Annotated in this window: 19 protein-coding genes; 13 read left to right on the top strand and 6 right to left on the bottom strand. The window is 69.3% G+C overall.

Annotated features, from left to right (window positions below):
- On the bottom strand, window positions 1-108 hold a 108-nt coding region (locus ACZ6R6_RS26185), incomplete at its 3' end, for a DUF2867 domain-containing protein (RefSeq protein ID WP_470097506.1).
- Window positions 109-359: 251 nt separating this feature from the next.
- On the opposite strand from ACZ6R6_RS26185, the gene ACZ6R6_RS26180 reads away from it, so the two are divergent.
- Together ACZ6R6_RS26180 and ACZ6R6_RS26175 are read left to right on the top strand one after the other, a co-directional pair.
- Window positions 360-1421, top strand: coding sequence for a sigma-70 family RNA polymerase sigma factor (locus ACZ6R6_RS26180; RefSeq protein WP_470097504.1), 1062 nt, complete (start codon window positions 360-362; stop codon window positions 1419-1421).
- A 99-nt stretch (window positions 1422-1520) separates the two neighbouring features.
- Window positions 1521-2297, top strand: a complete 777-nt coding sequence (locus ACZ6R6_RS26175) for an alpha/beta fold hydrolase (protein ID WP_470097486.1) — start codon at window positions 1521-1523, stop codon at window positions 2295-2297.
- Between the two features lie 144 nt (window positions 2298-2441).
- Here the strand turns inward: ACZ6R6_RS26175 and ACZ6R6_RS26170 are convergent, their stop codons facing one another.
- Together ACZ6R6_RS26170 and ACZ6R6_RS26165 are read right to left on the bottom strand one after the other, a co-directional pair.
- A complete protein-coding gene (locus ACZ6R6_RS26170) occupies window positions 2442-2954 on the bottom strand; it encodes a calcium-binding protein (RefSeq protein ID WP_470097484.1) in 513 nt (170 codons plus the stop codon).
- 162 nt (window positions 2955-3116) lie between these two features.
- A complete protein-coding gene (locus ACZ6R6_RS26165) occupies window positions 3117-3272 on the bottom strand; it encodes a hypothetical protein (RefSeq protein WP_470097482.1) in 156 nt (51 codons plus the stop codon).
- Between the two features lie 17 nt (window positions 3273-3289).
- Here ACZ6R6_RS26165 and ACZ6R6_RS26160 point away from each other — a divergent pair, with 17 nt between their 5' ends.
- The 3 genes from ACZ6R6_RS26160 (at window position 3290) to ACZ6R6_RS26150 (ending at window position 7676) form a co-directional block, all read left to right on the top strand.
- A complete protein-coding gene (locus ACZ6R6_RS26160) occupies window positions 3290-4189 on the top strand; it encodes an alpha/beta fold hydrolase (RefSeq protein WP_470097480.1) in 900 nt (299 codons plus the stop codon).
- Between the two features lie 22 nt (window positions 4190-4211).
- Window positions 4212-5045 (top strand): MerR family transcriptional regulator, encoded by an 834-nt coding sequence (locus tag ACZ6R6_RS26155; RefSeq protein WP_470097478.1) that lies wholly within the window; start codon window positions 4212-4214, stop codon window positions 5043-5045.
- Window positions 5046-5882: 837 nt separating this feature from the next.
- The gene (locus tag ACZ6R6_RS26150; RefSeq protein ID WP_470097476.1) at window positions 5883-7676 is read left to right on the top strand and encodes a discoidin domain-containing protein; all 1794 of its coding nucleotides are present in this window, start codon (window positions 5883-5885) and stop codon (window positions 7674-7676) included.
- 60 nt (window positions 7677-7736) lie between these two features.
- Here the strand turns inward: ACZ6R6_RS26150 and ACZ6R6_RS26145 are convergent, their stop codons facing one another.
- The gene (locus ACZ6R6_RS26145; protein WP_470097474.1) at window positions 7737-8903 is read right to left on the bottom strand and encodes an ROK family protein; all 1167 of its coding nucleotides are present in this window, start codon (window positions 8901-8903) and stop codon (window positions 7737-7739) included.
- A 135-nt stretch (window positions 8904-9038) separates the two neighbouring features.
- Between ACZ6R6_RS26145 and ACZ6R6_RS26140 the strand changes: the two genes are divergently transcribed.
- The 5 genes from ACZ6R6_RS26140 to ACZ6R6_RS26120 are packed head-to-tail and all read left to right on the top strand — an operon-like array spanning window position 9039 to window position 13804.
- Entirely contained in the window at window positions 9039-9242 is a 204-nt protein-coding gene (locus ACZ6R6_RS26140) for a hypothetical protein (protein ID WP_470097472.1), read from the top strand.
- Window positions 9239-10843, top strand: coding sequence for a beta-N-acetylhexosaminidase (locus ACZ6R6_RS26135; RefSeq protein ID WP_470097470.1), 1605 nt, complete (start codon window positions 9239-9241; stop codon window positions 10841-10843). The genes ACZ6R6_RS26140 and ACZ6R6_RS26135 overlap by 4 nt, the downstream gene beginning before the upstream one ends.
- A gap of 26 nt (window positions 10844-10869) precedes the next feature.
- Window positions 10870-12114 carry an ABC transporter substrate-binding protein gene (locus ACZ6R6_RS26130; RefSeq protein WP_470097468.1) on the top strand — a complete coding sequence of 415 codons (1245 nt, stop codon included), beginning with the start codon at window positions 10870-10872 and terminating at the stop codon, window positions 12112-12114.
- A gap of 3 nt (window positions 12115-12117) precedes the next feature.
- Window positions 12118-12996: a carbohydrate ABC transporter permease gene (locus ACZ6R6_RS26125; protein ID WP_470097466.1), complete on the top strand. Its 879-nt coding sequence runs from the start codon at window positions 12118-12120 to the stop codon at window positions 12994-12996.
- Window positions 12989-13804: a carbohydrate ABC transporter permease gene (locus ACZ6R6_RS26120; protein WP_470097464.1), complete on the top strand. Its 816-nt coding sequence runs from the start codon at window positions 12989-12991 to the stop codon at window positions 13802-13804. Before ACZ6R6_RS26125 ends, ACZ6R6_RS26120 begins: the two co-directional genes overlap by 8 nt.
- Window positions 13805-13858: 54 nt before the next feature.
- Here the strand turns inward: ACZ6R6_RS26120 and ACZ6R6_RS26115 are convergent, their stop codons facing one another.
- Window positions 13859-14857 carry a zinc-dependent alcohol dehydrogenase family protein gene (locus tag ACZ6R6_RS26115; RefSeq protein WP_470097462.1) on the bottom strand — a complete coding sequence of 333 codons (999 nt, stop codon included), beginning with the start codon at window positions 14855-14857 and terminating at the stop codon, window positions 13859-13861.
- A gap of 92 nt (window positions 14858-14949) precedes the next feature.
- On the opposite strand from ACZ6R6_RS26115, the gene ACZ6R6_RS26110 reads away from it, so the two are divergent.
- Complete coding sequence (locus ACZ6R6_RS26110) at window positions 14950-15267, top strand: ArsR/SmtB family transcription factor (RefSeq protein ID WP_470097460.1); 318 nt, start codon at window positions 14950-14952, stop codon at window positions 15265-15267.
- A 60-nt stretch (window positions 15268-15327) separates the two neighbouring features.
- Here the strand turns inward: ACZ6R6_RS26110 and ACZ6R6_RS26105 are convergent, their stop codons facing one another.
- Window positions 15328-16536 carry an FAD-dependent monooxygenase gene (locus ACZ6R6_RS26105; protein WP_470097458.1) on the bottom strand — a complete coding sequence of 403 codons (1209 nt, stop codon included), beginning with the start codon at window positions 16534-16536 and terminating at the stop codon, window positions 15328-15330.
- 397 nt (window positions 16537-16933) lie between these two features.
- Here ACZ6R6_RS26105 and ACZ6R6_RS26100 point away from each other — a divergent pair, with 397 nt between their 5' ends.
- Window positions 16934-17578 carry a TetR/AcrR family transcriptional regulator gene (locus ACZ6R6_RS26100; protein WP_470097456.1) on the top strand — a complete coding sequence of 215 codons (645 nt, stop codon included), beginning with the start codon at window positions 16934-16936 and terminating at the stop codon, window positions 17576-17578.
- A gap of 348 nt (window positions 17579-17926) precedes the next feature.
- Window positions 17927-19501, top strand: a complete 1575-nt coding sequence (locus ACZ6R6_RS26095; RefSeq protein WP_470097455.1) for a serine/threonine protein kinase — start codon at window positions 17927-17929, stop codon at window positions 19499-19501.
- Window positions 19502-19605 lie beyond the last annotated feature (104 nt).

Here is a 19605-nt window from a genome sequence, read left to right as displayed (position 1 = left end):
CGCGATGGCGGCCATGTACAGCCGCCCTGGCAGGCCGTTGGGGTTCACGAGGACCGCCATGCGGAGCTCGTGCCCGCCGCCCGCGGCCGGCGCCCGGGCCGCGGGCAGGGGAGGACGGCAGAACCACTGTTCATCGCTTTGCCTCCGGTCATATATACGCCACCGTATAAACTGAGACTAACCCGGTTTATACGGTGGCGTATACACGGGGAGAGGTGAGGTGAGGCACATCATGGGCGCGTCCCGCACGCCGCGTGACAGCTGGATCGAGGAGGGGCTGCAGGCGCTGGCCGCCGGCGGGGTGCCGTCGGCCGCTTGGCGCTCCTCCGTCCGCGACGCCGTCGCGGACGTGTGGCACGCTGGTCGGCAGCTGGCGACACGTCCGGGAGAAGACCGCCGATCCGGAGGGCTTCCAGACCGCCTCTGGGAGGGAGGACATGCCTGAGTCCGAGGGAATGGACCTGCTGGAGCGGCACCGGACCGCCCTGACCGGTTACTGCTACCGGATGCTCGGCTCGCCGTTCGAGGCGGAGGACGCCGTGCAGGAGACCTTGGTGCGCGCCTGGCGGAGTCTCGACCGGTTCGACGAGGGCCGTGCGCCGCTGCGGTCGTGGCTTTACGCCATCGCCACCAACGTCTGCCTCGACATGCTGCGGGGTGCGCGGCGCCGGGCCCGGGCGATCGACCTCGGCCCCTCCGTGCAGGCCGGTCCCGACCTCGGAGCGCCGCTCCCGGAGAGCGCTTTCGTCCAGCCGGCGCCGGACGGCCGCCTGCTGCCCGTCGGCGGCGATCCGGCGGAGTTGGCCGCGCAGCGCGACACGATCCGCCTGGCGTTCGTCGCCGCGCTGCAGCATCTACCGCCCCGCCAGCGGGCGGTGCTGATCCTGCGCGACGTGCTGTGCTGCAAGGCCGACGAGGTCGCCCGGCTGCTGGACATCAGCGTCGCGTCCGTCACCAGCGCGCTGCAACGCGCCCGGTCGAAGCTGAGGGCCGTCTCCGCCGACCCGGGCGAGCCGTACCGGCCGATGGACCAGGCGCAGCGGCGTCTCCTCGCCCGGTACTGCGACGCCTTCGAGCGCTACGACGTCGAGGCCATGATGGCGCTGCTGCACGAGGACGCCGTCACGTCCATGCCGCCGTTCCTGTGGTGGCTGCGTGGACGGGCCGCGATCCGCCGGGTGCTGCTCGCGGCCGGGCGGCCCTGCGCGGGCGCGCGCCTGGTGCCGACCACGGCCAACGGCTCGCCCGCGTTCGCGCAGTACCAGCCGGCCGGGCCGGACGGCAGGCTGGAGCCGTTCGCGCTCGTGGTCCTCGCACTCTCGGGCGGGCTGATCGTCGAGGTGACGACCCACCTCGACGCCGACCGGCTGTTCCCGCTGTTCGGTCTGCCGGCCACCCTGGAGCCCGAGGCGACGTCCTGAAAGATCTCCCGGACCGGCGATGAGTTTCCGACCGCCGCTCCGTATTACCCGCGTACCCGGTGGCGGTCACCGGGACCGGAGCGGAAGGACGGCGACACGATGGCGGACTACGCGGATGTGAACGGCGTGCGCATGTGGTACGACGAGCGGGGCGGAGGAGAGCCGCTGGTGCTGCTGCACGGCGGGTTCTCCGACAGCAGGGACTTCGACGGCAACCTCGGCGCGCTGGCCGACCGCTTCCGGCTGCTGCTGCCCGAACGTCGCGGCCACGGCCACACCGCCGACGTGCCGGGGCCGATCACGGTCGAGGTGATGGCACGGGACACCATCGCGTTCCTGGACAAGGTCGTCGATGGGCCGGTACGGCTGGCCGGCTACAGTGCCGGCGCGATCGTGGCGCTGTGGGTGGCCGTGCGCCGCCCCGACCTGGTCGACCGGCTCGTCCTGATCAGCGGCGCCTTCGACGCGGAGGGCATGATCGTCCGGCCCTCCGCCGAGGGGCCGCTGCCCCCTCCCTTGGTCGCGGCCTATGCGGAGGTGTCGCCCGACGGCGCCGATCACCTCCCGGTCGTGGTGGCCAAGATCGTGCGGGCGGTGGCCGAGGAACGCGGCCTGACGCCGGCTGATCTCCGCACCGTGACCTGCCCGGTGCTGGTCATGACCGCCGACGACGACATCGTCACGTTGGAGCACACGCTGGAGCTGTACCGGGGCCTCCCTGACGCCCAGCTGGCCGTCGTTCCCGGCGCGTCCCACCTCCTCCTCCACGAGAAGTCCGGGCTGTGCACCGGGTTGGTCGCCGACTTCCTGACCACCGATCCCACGCCCACCTGGATGCCTGTCCGCCGCGCCGGCGCAGGCCCTTCGGAGGGCTGATCCCCACCGACACCCGTGCCCCGTACTGAGCGCCGCCCAGGCCGGCGCTCAGTACGGCACGGCCACCGCCCGGGACCCGGGATGCCGCCTGCCTGGACGTCGTCGCGTGCCGGCAGAGGGCCGATCTCCGGTGCCCTGGTTCTGCTAGGCCTCGCAGTTGGGCTCGGACTCGCCGGCGCAGGTGTCGAAGTCGGGTCCGCCGTCGGTGGTGTCGTTGCCGCCGTTGCCGAACAGGAAGTCGTCGCCGCTGCCTCCCACGAGGATGTCACGGCCGGAACCGCCGGAGAGGCGGTCGGAACCGGCCGATCCGAAGATCTCGGCGAACAGGGAGGTGTTGTTGCGCACGGTGTCGTTGCCGGTCCTGACGTTGACCGTGATGGTCGTGACGCCCGCGCAGGAGACCGTGCCGGGCCCCTGCTGGACGCATCCCGCACCCGCGGTTACCGAGTGCAGGCTGGAGGTCACGGTGACCTTGCCGCTGAAGGGGTTGATGTCGATGTTCTCGTTACCGGTTGTCCCCACGACGGACATGTTCTGAAACGAGCCCACCGTGACGGTGACCCCCGCCGCGTGAGCCGGAGCCGCAAGAACGGCGGTGGTGGCCAGACCGGCCGCGGTCAGGGTCAGGGCGGTGATGGTGCGACGCGTACGCGACATGAGAGGAATCCTTTTTCTGATCTGTGAACCTCGGACGGTTCCCAGATAAGCGGCGGTTCGGAGAACTGTCCGCGTCGTTGTACGCACACGCAGTGTGATTTTCTCGCCGACCTTCATTTCACGGTCGGTCACCTCCAGGCACCTCAGGTCGCCGACACGCCTTCAGCCGGCGGGGGAGGCGATGACGACGGTGACGTCGGCGGGCGTGTCGCCGGTGCGGTAGGAGTGCGGGGCGTCGCCGGTGAAGGGGCGGAAGTCGGCGGCCGCGGGTGTGCGGGCGTCATGTCGCCGCGGCGGTTGACCCTGACGCAGGGTCAACCTCTCAACATGGTGGCATGACCACGAGAACCAGTGCGATCGAGGTCGCCGGACCGCGCAAGTCGTACGGCGACCACGGCGGCGACGAGGAGCAGGCTGAGAGAGGCGACAGGAGGATGCGGCACTTCACGATCCACCACGACGGCGTCACGATCCCGGTGTCTCGCGGTGGCCGGGGACGACCGCTGGTCCTGTGCCCCGGGCTGAACTCGACACAGGCCGACCTGCACGAGCTGGCCCGGCGGCTGCGGCGCGATCACGACGTGGTGACCTTCGACCTCCGGGGCCACGGCCTCGCCTCGGCCGCCGACCGCTACTCCTTCGAGGCGTTCCTCAGTGATTTGGTCGCCGTGATGGCGGAGCTGGGACGCCTCGGCCTGGATGCGGCGCCCGTGCTCGTGGGCTACTCGCTGGGCGCGGACCTGGCTGTGCACTATGCCTCCGAGCATCCTGGCACCGTCGCCGAGCTCGTTCTCATCGACGGGGCGAACCCGGTGCCCGAACCGTTCATCACCGAGGCCCTCCTGCCGGAGTTCCGCGCGATGTGGGAGGACCTGGCGGCGCAGCAGGAGGCCGAGCGGGGCACCGCGCGTCAGGTGTTGCTCACCGCCCAGGAGATTCTCGAGCTGAATGTCGAGATCGATGTGGTTCGGTCCCGGATCCTTGACCGGTACAGGAAGGTCGACCGGCCCATCAGCCTGATCATGTCGACCTCGATGGCCGGCGACAGCGGCGAAGGGCACGCGCCGCGGTTCAACCAGAACTGGCGCGCCGGTGTCGAGCGGCTTGTCCACGAGCAGCCGCACATCGCCACGTCCTGGCTCGATGCCGATCACGGGCTGGTCCTCACCCACGCCCCGGAGATCGCCCAGATCATCCGGAGTGCACAAGACCCGGCCGGCCAGGCGATTTCTTAGCGACTCCTGGAAGACTGGCCTGATGCTGACCATCGGCGAGCTGGCGTCCTACGCCGGAGTGACGGTGCGCGCGGTGAGGCACTACCACGCCAAGGGGCTGCTGCCGGAGCCGGGGCGGGACCACTCCGGCTACCGGAGATACGACGCCGGCGCCGTGGTCGAACTGATCAGGATCCGGACCCTGGCCGAGGCCGGGGTCCCGCTGGCGCGGGTGCGGGAGCTGCTGCAGGCCGACGAGGAGGAGTTCGCCGCGGCGGTCGCGGACATCGACAGGCGGCTGCGGTCCGAGATCCGGCAGCGGCAGCGGCACCGGGAGCGGATCGCCCGGCTCGCCGCCGGGGACAGCCTGGCGCTGCCCCCGGAGGTGGTCGAGTATCTCGAGCGGCTGCGGGCGCTCGGGGTCGACGAGCCGATCGCCCAGGCCGAGCGCGACGGCTGGATCCTGCTGGCCGCGCACTCACCCGAGCGAGTCCCGGAGTGGATGGCGCGCAAGCGGGAGCAGATCGCCGATCCGCGGCTCATCGACTTCTTTCTCACCCTGGGCCAGGCTCTTGCCCGGACCGCCGACGACCCACGGCTGGTCGAGCTGGCCGACAAGCTGGCCGCCTACATCACGCAGATGGCCGAGGAGAGGGGCGAGGACTATATCGACGACATCGACATCGAGCCACCGCTCGCCAAGCTGATGGACACACTGGCGTTCGACACTGTGCCGCCGGCCCGTCGGCTGATCGAGCTGCTGAAGAAGCGAGGCTGGACCGGCTGGACCAAGCTCGAACGCGTGGACCCGGCACGGGGTGCGGTCGGAACACGGCAGAAGGACACCGCGGTGCGAGGTTCCCGGCGTCATCGGTGACGACGGGCCAGGCCAGGCCCGCTGCCGGCAGTCGCTCCACGGCGAGGATTCGGGCGCATCGCCTGAGGTTCCAGTGGGTGGAAGGCACAGAGGGCAACGCGCGCGGCGACCGGGGACGCCTGGGCCGCGAGCACCGCAGACCGCCGCGCGTCCGCCAGCCGCCTCGGTCTGCCGGCCGTACTCGGCATCATGCTCGGCCATACCGTGATCGCGCTGGTCGACGCGTTGCTGATGGCGGCCTCCGGCACACCGACCAGGTCGTCACCGCGCCGGCCAGCCCGGAGAGCCGGATTGGTCCGCGGTTCGAAAGGATCAGCGAGTCCGTGCCGTCGACGGCCATAAACTCGGCACTTATTGCACTCTCTATAAATATTCACTATGAAGACCTTGCGGCGCGGCACTGATGTCGGAATGATCCCAGTAGGAGAGCCTGCACTTGGAACAACTTCCTCTGGAGTTTGTCAATAATGAGCAACCATGTGCCGACCGGCTGTGACGACCCGCAGAGGTTGCGTCAGCTGCGCCTACTCAGCGCCATCTCCCACCCTGCCCGGAACACAACCGGAAGTGCCGTGTCCGCGCGTACGCCGGGCACGCGCTCGGCGTACGCGGCCTGAACGCTCGCGTAAGACGAGGCCATGAGGACCGCCTTCAAGGCCGCCCGGGCCGGCGGGCCGCAAGCGCCGACCGCCGTCGGCCAGCGCGCACTCGGCACTGCGGCCCTGGTCCTGGCTCACACCCCGCACCGCCGCTGCGCCTCACCTGCCGGCACTCCTCGCACGCCGCCCCTGAGACCGACCTCTCGACCCCCCGGAAATCTCGCTTGAAGGGATGCCCATGCGCCGCTTAACCCCTTCCCTCGCCGTCGCCGTGGCCCTGACCGGACTGCTCGCCGCCACGAACACCACCGCAGCCGCCGCCGACCGCGGCACCAGACCGAGCTACAGGCTGGACTGCGACGGCGACGGCCCGGGCAGCACCTGCACTGTGGTCGCCACCGGCAAACCACGCCCCCACCGCGTCGAAGAGTTCGTCACCACGGTCAGGAGAGGCGACCAGGTATGGGCGCGAGACACCCTCTACAGCCGTGAAGGGCAGGTACGCGGCCGCCCGTTCGTGCTCCCCGACAAGGACGTGACGGTCGACGTCTCCGTGACCTCATTGCCGGACAGGCACGTGGGCTCACCGCTCCGGCTGATGGCGTGGAACCTCTTCGTCGGCGGCACGTTCGACCGCAAGGAGACCACCGGCGAGAACCTCACCCAGATGATCGACTACATGAACGAGGTCAACCCCGACATCCTCTTCGTGGTCGAGGGGTACGGGTCCGGTCAGAAGATCCTTGACGGGCTCAACGTCGGGCGGGCCGAGGGCGACCGTTTCACGGGCGTGCAGCTCACCACGCCCGAGGACTACAGCCACAACGGCGACAACCTGTGGCTGTACACCAAGCTCAAGGTCGAGAAGGTGTACCCGCGCTATGCCGACGCCGACATCGACTCCTTCAACCTCGGCGGCGCCCGGCTGGGCCTGCCCAACGGCAAGCACGTCCATGCCTTCAGCCTTTGGACCTGGCACGACGGCTGGGCCTACGGCGACACCCACGACGCGGCGGTGCAGAACACCCACGGCCTCCCGCGCACCAAGACCAACGGACAGATCCTGGAGGGCGACAACCTCCGCCGGGTCGCCATGGGCAAGGCCATCCTCGAGAAGGCGATCCCGTCCTTCATCGGCGACGACGACGCGCCGGTGCTCATGGGCGGCGACCTCAACGCGCAGTCGCACCTGGACTGGAGCGAGCAGTTCGCCGATGCCCCCGGCCACGGCGGCGTGGTCCTGCCCTGGCCGTACACCAAGCTTTACACCGACGCCGGTTTCATGGACACCTTCCGCTACGCCAACCCCGACGCCGGCATGTACCCCGGCCGCACGTGGAGCCCCTTCCACGGCATGGGCGCCATCCCCGGCCGCATCGACTACGTCTTCGCCCGCGGCAAGGACGTCCGCGTCCTGGGCTCCCGCGCCGACATCCGGCGCCTGCCCCGCCACCAGCGGACTCCGCTCGACCCGCAGTATCCCTTCTACTCCGACCACGGCTCCGTCATCACCGACATCCTGGTCCGCGGCAAGGGCACCGGACCCGACCGGGAACCCGTGACCGAAGAGCCCGGCAAGGGACGCCACATCTGGCCGACGGAGCCCGTCGGGCGCCGCATCCCGCCCGCCGAGCTCAAGGCCACCGCCAGCACCTTCAAACCCGGCATCGGCGACCCGCGCAATGCCGTCGACGGCAAGCTCACCACCGACTTCCACTCCGACTACCCCGTGGTCCCGCCGCAGCCGCACACCATCACCGTCGACCTCGGCCGAGTCAGGGAACTGTCGGCCGTACGGTTCCAGCCCAAGCTGCGCACGAACATGAACGGCACCATCCTGAAGGGGATGGTGCAGGTCAGCGACGACGGCATCACGTTCAGGGACGTCACGGCTGTCGAGTGGCCCCGCATGACCGCGCCCAACGACGTCAGCCTCCAGGGCGTCTCGGCCCGATACGTCAGGCTGCGCTCCGACTACGGCATCGGCGGCGCCTCCGCCCTCGCCGAGATCATCCCCTACGAGAAAGCCTGACGACGAGGGTCGGTCGGGCAAGGTGAATGTTGCTCGGCCGACCCTTCGCGAGCAGAGGCGTCAGGGGAGACGCTGAGGGGCGGCGGGGCTGGAGATGGTCCCTTCCAGCGAGAAGAGCCACTCGTCCACATGGTCCAGCGCCAGGCAGGCTCCGCCCAAGGCGACGCATTCCTCACCGAGCGTCGAGGGGCGGATGTCGGGAAGGCGCAGGCAGTGGGGTTCGAGGGCCCGGTTGAGAGCGGGAAGCAGGACGTCGGCCGAGCGGGAGAAGCCACCGCCCAGGACGACCAGCTCAGGATCCAGCGTCAGCACCATGGCGGCGGCGCCCAGGGCGAGGTGGCGAGCGTAGACATCGACGGCAGCCTGGGCTTCGGGGTCTCCGGCCCGGGCCGCGTCGAAGACGAGCCGCGCAGCCTCCTGGGGTGACGCGCCCGCGGCCGCGGGACAGCTCTCCAGGTGGCCGGCCATGGTGCGCCACCCGGTGATCTCCATGAGGCCGACCTCGCCGGTGGCCCCGCTGAACCCGTGGTGAAGCCGGCCGTTGAGGATGAGCGCAGCGCCGGGTCGGCGGCCGACGTGCAGATAGACCAGGTCTCGAACGCCTGCCGCGACGCCGAGCCGCTGCTCGGCGAGGGCGGCGAGCTTGCTGTCGTTCTCGACGGTGATCGGGCAGGGCAGCCGCTGCCCGAGATGGCCGGCGAGGTCGACTCCGGGCCAGTCGGGGAGGTCGTTGACCCGGGTGACCAGCCCTTCCCGGTTGACGACGCCGGTGCTTCCTGCGGTGGCGCCCCACAGGTCGGAGGCTGCCAGGCCTGAGGCGACGAGCGCGGCGTCGATGGCCCTCCACGCGGCCTCCAGTCGCTCATGCCGGGCAGTGTGCCGGTCGACGGCGACCCGGCCGCTGGCGACGGTCCGGCCCGCAAGGTCGGTGACCACGGCCAGGACCTTGTGAACTCCCACGTCGATGCCCAGCACATGCCCGGCGTCGGTGCGGAAACGGTAGCGCTTGGCCGGCCTGCCCAAGGTGCCCGGCGTGGGCTCGACCTCGGCGATCCAGCCACGTTGCTGGAGCTCGGCGACGACGTCGCCCACGGAGGCTCGTGACAGCCCGGTCTGCGCGACCAGCTCGGTGAGCGTCAGTGGTGCGCACGCCTCACGCAGGGCGCGAAGACTGTTCAGCATGTTCTGCTGACGCAGCCACTGAAGGTCCCCACCACTGGCCTGCACGGACTTGCTCCTCACTATCAATGATCTCTGAATTATGTCGCCCCCGGGCTAGCTGGATCATCCGGCACGGAAGGTCTTGACGGCAAGGCCGCATCTATGAATATTTATGGAGCCTGTAATAAAGGGGGTCTGCGAATGACAGTGACCATAGCCGTCGTCGGGGCGGGAGCGCGTGGCCGGATCTACGCCAGGGCGGCGGCTGCCGACGGCCGGGCGCGGATCGTGGCCGTGGCCGACCCGGCCCCGCTCGGCGCCGACCCGGCCGAAGCCCTGTCCGGGCACCTCGTCGTCCGGGCCGCCGAACGCGCCCGCGAGACCCGGACGGTGCAGGCACTGTGACCCCGATCCCGGCGCCATCCCGCTGCACACTCGGAGAACGGCGGTTCACCTTCACCGCCGCGACGCCGTTGACCGCCGACCCGGTGCTGGCCGGCGCCGCGACATGGCTCCGCCAGGCCCTCACCCCAGCTACGGGCCTACCGCTGCTCGAAGGCCCCGGCGGGGTCGAGATCCGCCACACCGCGGGCCTCGGGCCCGAGGAATATCGGCTCACCGCCACGACGGAGTCCGTGCTGATCGAGGCCTCGGCCCAGGCCGGCGCCTTCTACGGTGCGCAGACTCTTCGCCAGCTGCTCGACCCGGCCGCCTTCCGCGCCGGCCGTACCGGAGACAGAACCTGGAGCATCCCCACGATCGAGATCGTCGACGCCCCCAAGTACGGCTGGCGCGGCTGCCTCATCGACGTCGCGCGGCACTTCCTGCCCAAGAACGACCTGCTGAGATACATCGACCTGCTGGCCGCGCACAAGCTCAACGTCCTCCATCTGCACCTGACGGACGATCAGGGCTGGCGGTTGGAGATCAGGAAGTACCCGAAGCTCACGGAGATCGGCGCCTGGCGGCGCGAGTCCCCGCTGGGCGCCAAGCGGCACCGCCTGTTCGACGGGCGCCCGCATGGTGGCTTCTACAGCCAGGACGACATCAGGGAGATCGTCTCCTACGCCGCCGACCGCTCCGTCACGGTCGTCCCGGAGATCGACCTTCCCGGCCACACTCAGGCTGCCATCGCCGCCTACCCCGAGCTCGGCAACCTCGACGTCCCCCTGGAGGTGCGCACCGAGTGGGGCGTCGGCGAGAACGTGCTCAACGTCTCCGACGACACGATCGCCTTCTTCACCGATGTCCTCGACGAGGTCCTCGAGCTCTTCCCCGGCGAGTACATCTGCGTCGGCGGCGACGAGACCCCCAAGGCCCAGTGGAACGAGAGCGTTCCCGCCAAGGAGCGCATCCGTGACCTCGGCCTGCGCGACGCCGATGAGCTGCAGAGCTGGCTCATGCGGCACTTCACCGACTACCTGCTGGCGCGCGGGCGCAAGCCGCTCGGCTGGGACGAGCTCCTGGAGGGTGGCCTGCCACCGGGCGTCACCGTCGCCGCCTGGCGCGGCGACAGGTGCGCGGCGCTGGCCGCGCGAGCCGGCCACGACGTCGTCGTCTCCCCGTTCGCCGAGACGTATCTGGATTTCCGCCAGGCAGAGGGCGATCAGGAGCCGGTGCCGATCGGCAGCGTGACCTCCCTGCGCGCTGTCCACGCCTTCGATCCGGTTTCCCCTGGCTTCACCGGGGAGGAGCGGAGCAGGATCCTCGGCGCGCAAGCGGCGCTGTGGACCGAGCACATCGACTCGCCCCGGCTCCTCGACTACATGGCCTTCCCACGACTGGCCGCCTTCGCCGAGGCGATGTGGAGCGACGAGCGCGACTTCGAGGACTTTCTCGTACGGCTCGCCGTACACGAAAAACGGCTCGACGCCCTGGGTGTGGAATATCGCCCGGCCACCGGTCCGCGCCCCTGGCAGCAACGCCCCGATGCTCCCGGCCATCCCCGGACCAGGGCCGAGATCGACCGCAAGCTCGCCGTCTGGACCTCCAACCTGCGGCCCTGAACACCCCCCACCCCCTGGAGACAAACGTGCGTTTCCGCCTACCCCTCGCCTGCCTCACCGGCCTGGCCGTCATGACTGCCGGCTGCGGCTCGTCCAACGAGCCGCAAGCCTCAGGGAAGGCCACGATCAGCTACGCCATCTGGGACAAGAACGACCAGGCGAGCGCGGAGAAGATCATCGCGGCCTTCCAGCAGGCCAATCCTGACGTCACGGTGAAGCTCGAGATCACCCCGTGGGACCAGTACTGGACCAAGCTCCAGACGGCCGCGTCCGGCGGCGCCGCACCCGACGTGTTCTGGATGAACAGCCTCAACGTCCGCATGTACGCCAAGGGCGGGATCATCACCCCGATCGAGGAGTCGAAGGCCCAGGGCCTTCCCCCGGCGGTCGTCGACGGGTACCGCTACGACGGCAAGTTGTACGGCCTGCCGCACAACGTGAGTATCCCGGCGCTCTGGTACGACAAGAAGCTCTTCGACGCCGCCGGAGCGGCCTACCCCACCGCCGACTGGACCTGGGACGACGTCAAGGCCGCGGCCAAGAAGCTGACCGACCCGTCCAAGAAGCAGTTCGGCATCCTCGCCCACATGTGGGACCAGGGCGCCTTCTACCCCACGATGCTCCAGGCGGGCGGCCACGTGCTGTCGCAGGACGGCAAGAAGAGCGGCTTCGACGACCCCGCCTCGATCCAGGGCCTGGAGTACTGGACCGACATGATCAAGGACCGGGTCGGCCCCGTGGCGGAGGTCTACGCCGACACCGACCCCATCACGCTCTTCCAGTCCGGCAAGTACGGCATGCTGTACGGCGGCGTCTGGTTCGCCCCCACATTCTGGGCCAACCCCGAGATCCGTGAGCGGATCGACGTGGCCCCGCTGCCCAAGGGCCCTGGCAAGGAAGCCGTCATCCTGCTCGGCCTGGCCAACGCCGTCTCGGCCAAGAGCGAGCATCCGAAGGAGTCGGCGGCCTTCGCCGAGTTCGTCGCCTCCGAGCAGGCCCAGAGGATCCTCAGCGACAGCGGCGGCGGTGCCCTCTCGCTCCGCGAGGGCACGCAGGAGGGCTGGTTCAAGGCCTTCCCCTCCTTCCACCTGAAGGAGACCTACGACGCTTCGATGCCGTACGGCGTGCCGTACCCGGTGTCTCTGAACACCGCGCAGTGGCAGGACGTGCAGAACAAGCTGCTCGCCGAGGCCTGGGCGGGCAAGCGGCCGGTGGCCGACGTCGCCAAGGAGATCGCGACGCAGATGAACGAGATCCTGGCCAAGGAGTAACCGATGCACTCCAGGCGCGAGTGGGCGTGGGGATACCTCCTCATCGCCCCGATGGCGCTGGGTCTGGCCGTCTTCTACCTGTGGCCCATCGCCCAGACCCTGTATCTCAGCATGACCGAGTCGGGAGTCTTCGGCGGCTACACCTGGGTGGGGACGGTCAACTTCGCCGACCTGTTCACCGACGAGGAGATGTACGGCGCGCTCGGCAACACCCTGCTCTACTCGGTGCTGGTGCTGGCCGGCGTGCCGCTGTCCATCGTCGTCGCGGCGCTGCTGAACGTGCCGGGGCTGCGCGGGCTGAGCCTTTACCGGACCCTCTACTTCCTGCCGGTGGTCACAATGCCCGCCGCGGTGGGCCTGACCTGGAGTTACCTGTTCAACGGCGACTTCGGGACGATCAACCACGTCCTGGGCGCGCTGGGGATCGACGGGCCCTACTGGCTCGGCGACCCCGACTTCGCGATCTACGCCATCGCGGTCGTCGGGATCTGGAGCTCGATCGGCTACAACGCGGTGTTGTTCCTGGCCGGGCTACAGGGCATTCCGCGTCACTACTACGAGGCCGCCGAGATCGACGGAGCCGGGCGGTTACGGCAGTTCTTCCGCATCACGCTGCCGTTGCTCACGCCCACCACGTTCTTCGTCGTGGTCATCACGATGATCAACGCGCTGCAGGTCTTCGACCTCGTCTATCTCATGATCGACCCGAAGAGCCCGGCCCTGGAGGGCAGCCGCACGATCGTCTACCTCTTCTACGAGACGGGCTTCGTGCAGAACCAGCGCGGGCTCGCCGCGGCGATCGCCGTCATCCTGCTCGGGCTGATCCTGGTGCTGACCGCGATCCAGTTCAGGCTGCAGAAGAAGTGGGTGCACTATGAGTAAGCCCAGGACCTGGCCGGCGCATGTGTTCCTGGCCGCCGGCGCGCTGGTGATGCTCGCACCGTTCGCTTGGCAGCTCGTGGTCTCGCTGCAGAGCCTGCCGGACTCGCTGCGGGTGCCGCCGAAGTTCACGCCCTCCTGGCAGTGGTCGAACTTCGCCGACGTGTTCCGGTCGGTGCCGCTGGCCAGGCAGTTCCTCAACACGGTCGTGGTCACCGCCGCCGTGACCGCCGGACAGTTGCTGCTGTGCTCGCTGGCCGCGTTCGCCTTCGCGCGGCTGCGCTTTCCCGGCAGGGGCGTCTTGTTCCTGCTCTTCCTGGCCGTGCTGATGGTGCCTGGAGAGCTGTTCCTCATTCCGCGGTACGAGATCATGCAGGGGCTCGGTTGGCTGAACTCGCTGCAGGCGCTGATAGCGCCGGGCGTATTCGGCGCGTTCGGCACCTTCATGCTCCGGCAGTTCTTCCTGTCGTTGCCCAGGGAACTGGACGAGGCGGCCTCGATCGACGGGGCCAACCCGCTGCAGATCTATTGGCACATCCTGCTCCCGTTGGTCAGACCCGGCCTGCTGGCGCTCGGCATGCTGACCGTCATGTGGTCGTGGAGCAGCCTGCTCTGGCCGCTGGTGGTCAATACCGATCCGGAGATGATGACGCTGTCGGCCGGCCTCGCCTCGCTGCGCGGCCAGTTCCTGACCAACTTCCCCATCCTGTTCGCCGGGTCGGTCGTGGCCTCACTGCCGGTGATCGTTCTCTTTGTCGTCATGCAACGTCAGCTCATCGCCGGCATCGCCTTCACCGGCTCGAAGGGGTGATCCCAGCAGCTGGTGCCACTGAGGAGGGCGACGCACCGGACACCGAACCCGGTGTCAGCGGGCCACGGTGACCACGATCTTGCCGAACTGGGTGTTGGACTCCATGTGCTGGTGTGCCTGCACGATCTCCTCCAGCGGGAACAGGCGATCCACCACCGGCCGGAAGGCTCCGGTACGCAGGCCCGAGACGACGAACGCCTCGGCCCGGCGGAGCCGCAGCGGGTCCTTCGTGGTCTCCAGCACCGTGTAGGTGCGCATGTTGAGGGCGGGCATGCCCAGGTCGAATCCCGGATACGGCGTCGGCTGCCCGCTCAGCGCCCCGTACAGCAAGTGCGTGCCGCCCGGGGCCACCGCCCGCGCCAGGGCGGTCACGCCGGGCCCGGCGACGGCGTCGAAGACGTACTCGACGCCCCTGCCGCCGGTCAGGGCCAGCAGCCTGGCCGGCACGTCCTCCTCCTCGGAGACGATCACTTCGGCCGCGCCCTCCTTGAGCAGCCGTCCCTTCTTGTCGCCGGTGCGGGTGACGGCGACGGGCGTGGCCCCCACCCGGTTCGCCGTCTGGATCGCGGCCAGGCCGACGCTGCTGGAGGCGGCGTTCAGCGCCACCACATCGCCCGCCTGCATTCCGCCCACTTCCACCAACGCGCCGTACGCGGTGAGGTAGGGCATCCACACCGCGGCGCCCGACACCGCGTCCATGCCGTCGGGCCGGTGCAGGAGCGCGGCCGCGGGGACGATCGCCTGCTCGGCGTAGACGCCGTAGTCGTTCTGGGAGAACCCCGGCACGCTGCTGACCGCCTGCCCCTCCTCGAACCCGATCACGTCCGGGCCGACCGCCTCGATCACACCGGCGGCCTCAGCGCCGAGCCTGGCGGGCAGCTGCTTAACAGGTTCGATGTACTGGTCGCGCCGGAACAGCGCCTCGGCCCTGTTGATCCCGATCGCATCCACCCGGATCCGCACCTCGCCCGGTCCCGGCTCGCCTGTCTCCAGGTCCTCCAGCCGCATCACCTCGGGCCCGCCGACCTCGTGGAAGCGTACAGTCCTTGCCATGTCGCCCGTCCTCCGCTCGCTGTGAACGCCTTCCACTGTAGCCACAAGTTTGATCGCTATCAAACTTTGATGAGTGTTGTACTATTGGGCCCATGGGACGTACGCCATCGCACCTGGAGGTGTCGCAGTTCGACCTCCAGCAGGTGCTGGAAGCCCTCGTCGATCCGGTCCGCCGGAGCATCGTCACGCAGCTCGACGCCTCCGGCGAGGACCTCAAGTGCGGCGCTTTCGACATGCCGGTCAGCAAGTCCACCGCCACCCACCACTTCAAGGTCCTGCGCGAGGCGGGCCTGATCCGGCAGTACTACGTCGGGACCTCACGGATGAACACCCTCCGCCGCGCTGAGATGGACGAGGCGTTCCCCGGCCTGCTCGACGCCCTCACCACGCGCCAGGCCAAGGGGAGCTGACCCCCGGTCCCACCGGAAAAGGCATCCCGGCAACGCTCGCCGACGCCATCCGCGCCGCGATCACCTCATTCTGGCGCCCTGGCGTTCAGGGCCCGTGCGGCCCTTCGAGCCCAGCCGGCCGCGCAGCGACTGGAACTGCATGACCATTCGGTGGATCCGGTAGTACAGCCGCGGCGGGACGTGCGGGAGCAGCGAGGAGTATCGCTGGTCGTGCAGCGCGAACATCTGCGGCGACGGAAGGTTGATGTAGCGCTGGAGGTTCTCGTACCACTGGGCGCTGTAGCGGGCCGATTTCTGGGCGGCCAGGACACCGGATCTGCGTTCCCGCTCGTAGCGGGCGAGGGCGGACTGGAGTTGTGGTTCCTCGTGCAGCGCGGTGGCCAGGAAGGCGGCGTCCCCCAGCGCGAGGGCGGTGCCCGCGCCGATGGAGTAGTGCGTGGTGTGCGCGGCGTCCCCGAGCAGGACGAGATTGCCGCGGTACCACGTCCGGTTGGTCAGGGTACGGAAGTTCAGCCAGTACGCGCCGCCGTCAGCGTCCGCCCGGCCGATCAGCGGGTGCCCGTCCAGTATGTCGGCGAAGATCTTCTCCAGGAGGGCCAGGCTGTCGGCCTCGTTCGCCTCGTGGAATCCGAGCCCCCTCCAGGTCTCGGGAGAGCACTCGATGACACAGGTGCTGTGCTCCTTGCTGAATCCGTAGCAGTAACACCAGATCCAGCCGTGCGCGGTCTCCACGAAGGAGAAGGTGAAGGAGTCGAAGACCTTGGTGGTGCCGAGCCAGAGGTAGGTGTTCCGCCCGACCACCACCTCGGTGCCGAAGTGGTCGGCGTGGCGCTCGCGCAGCACGCTGTTGGCGCCGTCGCCGGCGACCACGAGGTCGGCATCGGCCAGTTCGCCCTCGTCGGTGATCTCGTGCTCGAACTCGATGCGCACCCCGAGGGAGCGGGCCCGTTCGGCGAGGATGCCGAGCATCTCACGCCGGCTGATGCCGAAGCCCTCATCCCCGTGCTCCACCGTCACCGTCGTGCGGTCCTGGACGTGCACGACCCAGCCGTCCCAGCGGACCGAGCTCTCGCTGATGGCGCGCGCGGACTCGGGGTCGGTGCCGTGGAGACTGTTGCGCACGTCGTCCCAGTAGGTCACGCCCCAGCCGTACGTCGAGCCGGCCGGGTTACGCTCGTAGACGGTGATGTCGTGGGACGGGTCCACCAGCTTCATCAGAATCGAGAAGTACAGGCTGGCGGGTCCGCCGCCGACGCAGGCGACCTTCACACTAGCTCCCTTAGTGACGCAAGGTAATCAATATGGAGCATAGAGTAACAGGAGTGATGTACGGCGAGGCGCTCCCATCCTGTTGAGCCGCCGGTCATGAGATGGCCAATTCTCCGAACGCCCCCGTCCTCGGAGAGGCTGGATGACGCCTACCGCCCCTGCACGGGGTCCCGGCGGGCACGGTGCCGCGTCATCCCGGCTCACCCGGCGATGACCGGGCGTCGAACTTCGCGATCAGGCAGTTGTCCGGGTATTCGGCCTCCGGATCGGCCACGCTCTCGGGCCGGCGCACCGCCGCCACCACATGGTCGCCCGCCGCGAGCGCCGACTCCGCCGGCGCGCGCCCCGGACGGGCGGGAGCGCTGGGGGAGGGGTCCGGCTGCTTTAAGGTGAGTGAATGTCGAGGTCGCACCGGTTACCCCGAGGGCGGAACGCGTTGCCGCCCGAAGAGGTGGCCCGGCTGCAGCGTGGGCGTCTCTGCCGGGCGATGGCCGAGGTCATGGCGGAGAAGGGGTATGTCGCCACCTCCATCGAGGACGTCCTCAAGCGTGCCAGGGTGTCGCGCCTGAGCTTCTACCGGCTGTTCGACTCCAAACTCGACTGCTTCATGGCCGCCTTCGACCATGCGTGCGGACTGCTCTTCGAACGGGTCATGGGCGCGATCAGGACGTCCGGCACGGGCGGCGACCCGATGGAGAGCTACGAGCGGGCCATCACCGTCTACCTCGAAGCGCTTGAGGCGGAGTGGCCCTACACCCGCATCTACCTGGTCGAGATCTACGCCGCAGGCCCGGAAGCCGTCGCCCGCCGGCGCGAACTCCACGCGTTCATGGCCTCCGTCTACGCCGAGGCCCTGGGGGTCACCGACGATCAGGGACTGCTGACCTGCCGCATGCTCGTCGCCGCCACCAGCGCCCTCGTCACGGTCCCGGTCGCGGAGAACGACCGTGAAGGTCTGCGCGCCGTGGGCCCCCAGTTGATCGCCCATGTCCGTTCCCTCTGGAACTGCGGCTCCTTCGGCTCGGGCACGGGCCCCGCCTGACCCGAGGGACCGGGGCCGCTTACCGGTGGGTCCGTGGCTCCGGCCCGCTCCCTCGATGAACTCCACCCGTCGACGGCCTGTCTCCGACTGCAAAAAGACGATACTGTCTATCTGCTTTCTGATCATGACCCTGTGAGAGACAAGATATGGCCGGTCGCACCGCCGTTGTCCGCCGACCCCCGGGTGTCTCGGTCCCCACCGGCCCGCCGGGCGGCTCGGACCGACGGCCAGGGCGCCGCCTGCCGGTGGCCGTGGAGACGCCGTCACCGCTGAGCGGGCGGTCACGCGTAACCGTTGCTCAGAGGGTGGCAGCGGACAAGATCTCGCCTATTCGACGCTGGAGGAAACGTGCCCGAGTGGATGGCTCTGCTGCCCTCGGATCTGGAAGCGGTGGGGCCGTACCGCCTTGAGGGCCGGCTCGGTACCGGCGGTCAGGGCACAGTTTACGTCGGTAGCGCGGTTCCGGGGCAGCGGGTGGCGATAAAGCTGCTCCACCCGCACCTGGTCGTCGACAAGAGCGCCCGGGCCCGCTTTCTGAGCGAGGTCGAAATCGCCAAGCGGGTGGCCCTGTTCTGCACGGCGAAGGTGCTCGACAGCGGTTCCGTGAACGGACAACCCTACATAGTCAGCGAATTCGTGGAGGGGCCGTCGCTGCAGGAGTCGGTGCGCGGCACGGGCCCGCGCAGCGGGGCGGCGCTGGAACGGCTGGCGCTCAACACCGCGACGGCGCTGGCCGCGATCCACCAGGCGGACGTGGTCCACCGGGATTTCAAGCCGGGCAACGTCCTGCTCGGCCTGGACGGCCCGGTGGTGATCGACTTCGGGATCGCCCGGGCGCTGGACCTCAGCCGGTCGATCATCACCAGCCAGGTCGTGGGCAGCCCCGGTTACATGGCGCCCGAGCAGATCGCGGGTGGCGAGGTCGGGCCCGCGGCCGACCTGTTCGCCTGGGGGGCGACCATGGTCTTCGCCGCCACCGGGGAGAGGGCCTTCAGGGGCGAGTCGATCCCCGCGGTCATGCGGTCGATCCTCCATGACGAGCCGGACCTGACCGGGCTGGACGGGCGGCTCTGCGCCATCGTCCGCGCCTGCCTGGCCAAGGACCCGGCCCGGCGGCCCACCGCCGCGGAGGTCGTGGACGGCTTGCGCGGCCTGCCGGGTCCGGCCTGGCTGACCGGAAGCCCTCCGATCGGCCAGGCCGCCGGGGCGCGTCAGGGCGACGGGCAGGACCGGGCGCCGGCCGGCGGCAAACGCCGCCGCGCTGTCCTGGCCGGTGCCACGGTCCTGGCCCTGCTCGCGGCCCTGGGCATCGCCTACTCCGTCATCCCCTTCGATCAGGGAGGCGAGAACTCCGACGCCTTACGGGCCCCGCGCTCCGGCGCCATCCCGGTGTCACCCAGCCCGGCCGACACCGTGGCGGGCCGGACCGGATCGCCGTCCCCCCGGCCCCGGACGGTTCCAACGGCCGGTACGCGGAAGCCGCAACGCCCGGACGATGCGTCGAAGTCGGACGGCACGGAGTCTTCGGCCTCCGAGAAGCCGACCTCACGATCCGACGGGAAAGACAAGTCTCATTCGCGATCGGACGTGAGTGAGAAACCACGGTCAGACGCGGAGGAGAAACCTTCCCCACGACCAGCCGTGGAGGAGAAGCCCTCTGCACGACCAGAGGTAAGCGAGAAGCCGTCATCGGACGTGGGGGAGCAGGCCGCTCCGGGCCCGAAGGTGCTCGGGACCCTGTCCGGAAGCGACATGAACGCCTACTGCAAGGACCAGGGATACGTCGCCGCCGGCGGCGGCCCGGGCAACTACTGGTGCTTCGGCCCCGGCGGGAAGCAGGTCAACATGACGGACGTATGCCGGTGGGCCTACCCCGACTACCCGAATGGCCGGGCGGACGGGACCACCTGCAAGTCGTCCTGAACGCCAGGCGCGGAGCGCTCCGCTGAGCCTGGCCACCGTTTCTTCTCATGGTGCACCGGGAGAGCTGACCGGGGCATCGGCAGGACGAAAGGCCACCGGAACAG

Source organism: Streptosporangium sp. NPDC048886 (assembly GCF_055586905.1).
This window is presented reverse-complemented; position numbering and strand designations above follow the sequence as displayed.

Coding starts and splice junctions, on each gene's coding strand:
- ACZ6R6_RS26175 (WP_470097486.1), top strand. CDS start 1,521: ATGGCGGACTACGCGGATGTGAACGGCGTGCGCATGTGGTACGACGAG.
- ACZ6R6_RS26170 (WP_470097484.1), bottom strand. CDS start 2,954: ATGTCGCGTACGCGTCGCACCATCACCGCCCTGACCCTGACCGCGGCC.
- ACZ6R6_RS26160 (WP_470097480.1), top strand. CDS start 3,290: ATGACCACGAGAACCAGTGCGATCGAGGTCGCCGGACCGCGCAAGTCG.
- ACZ6R6_RS26155 (WP_470097478.1), top strand. CDS start 4,212: ATGCTGACCATCGGCGAGCTGGCGTCCTACGCCGGAGTGACGGTGCGC.
- ACZ6R6_RS26150 (WP_470097476.1), top strand. CDS start 5,883: ATGCGCCGCTTAACCCCTTCCCTCGCCGTCGCCGTGGCCCTGACCGGA.
- ACZ6R6_RS26140 (WP_470097472.1), top strand. CDS start 9,039: ATGACAGTGACCATAGCCGTCGTCGGGGCGGGAGCGCGTGGCCGGATC.
- ACZ6R6_RS26125 (WP_470097466.1), top strand. CDS start 12,118: ATGCACTCCAGGCGCGAGTGGGCGTGGGGATACCTCCTCATCGCCCCG.
- ACZ6R6_RS26120 (WP_470097464.1), top strand. CDS start 12,989: ATGAGTAAGCCCAGGACCTGGCCGGCGCATGTGTTCCTGGCCGCCGGC.
- ACZ6R6_RS26115 (WP_470097462.1), bottom strand. CDS start 14,857: ATGGCAAGGACTGTACGCTTCCACGAGGTCGGCGGGCCCGAGGTGATG.
- ACZ6R6_RS26110 (WP_470097460.1), top strand. CDS start 14,950: ATGGGACGTACGCCATCGCACCTGGAGGTGTCGCAGTTCGACCTCCAG.
- ACZ6R6_RS26100 (WP_470097456.1), top strand. CDS start 16,934: ATGTCGAGGTCGCACCGGTTACCCCGAGGGCGGAACGCGTTGCCGCCC.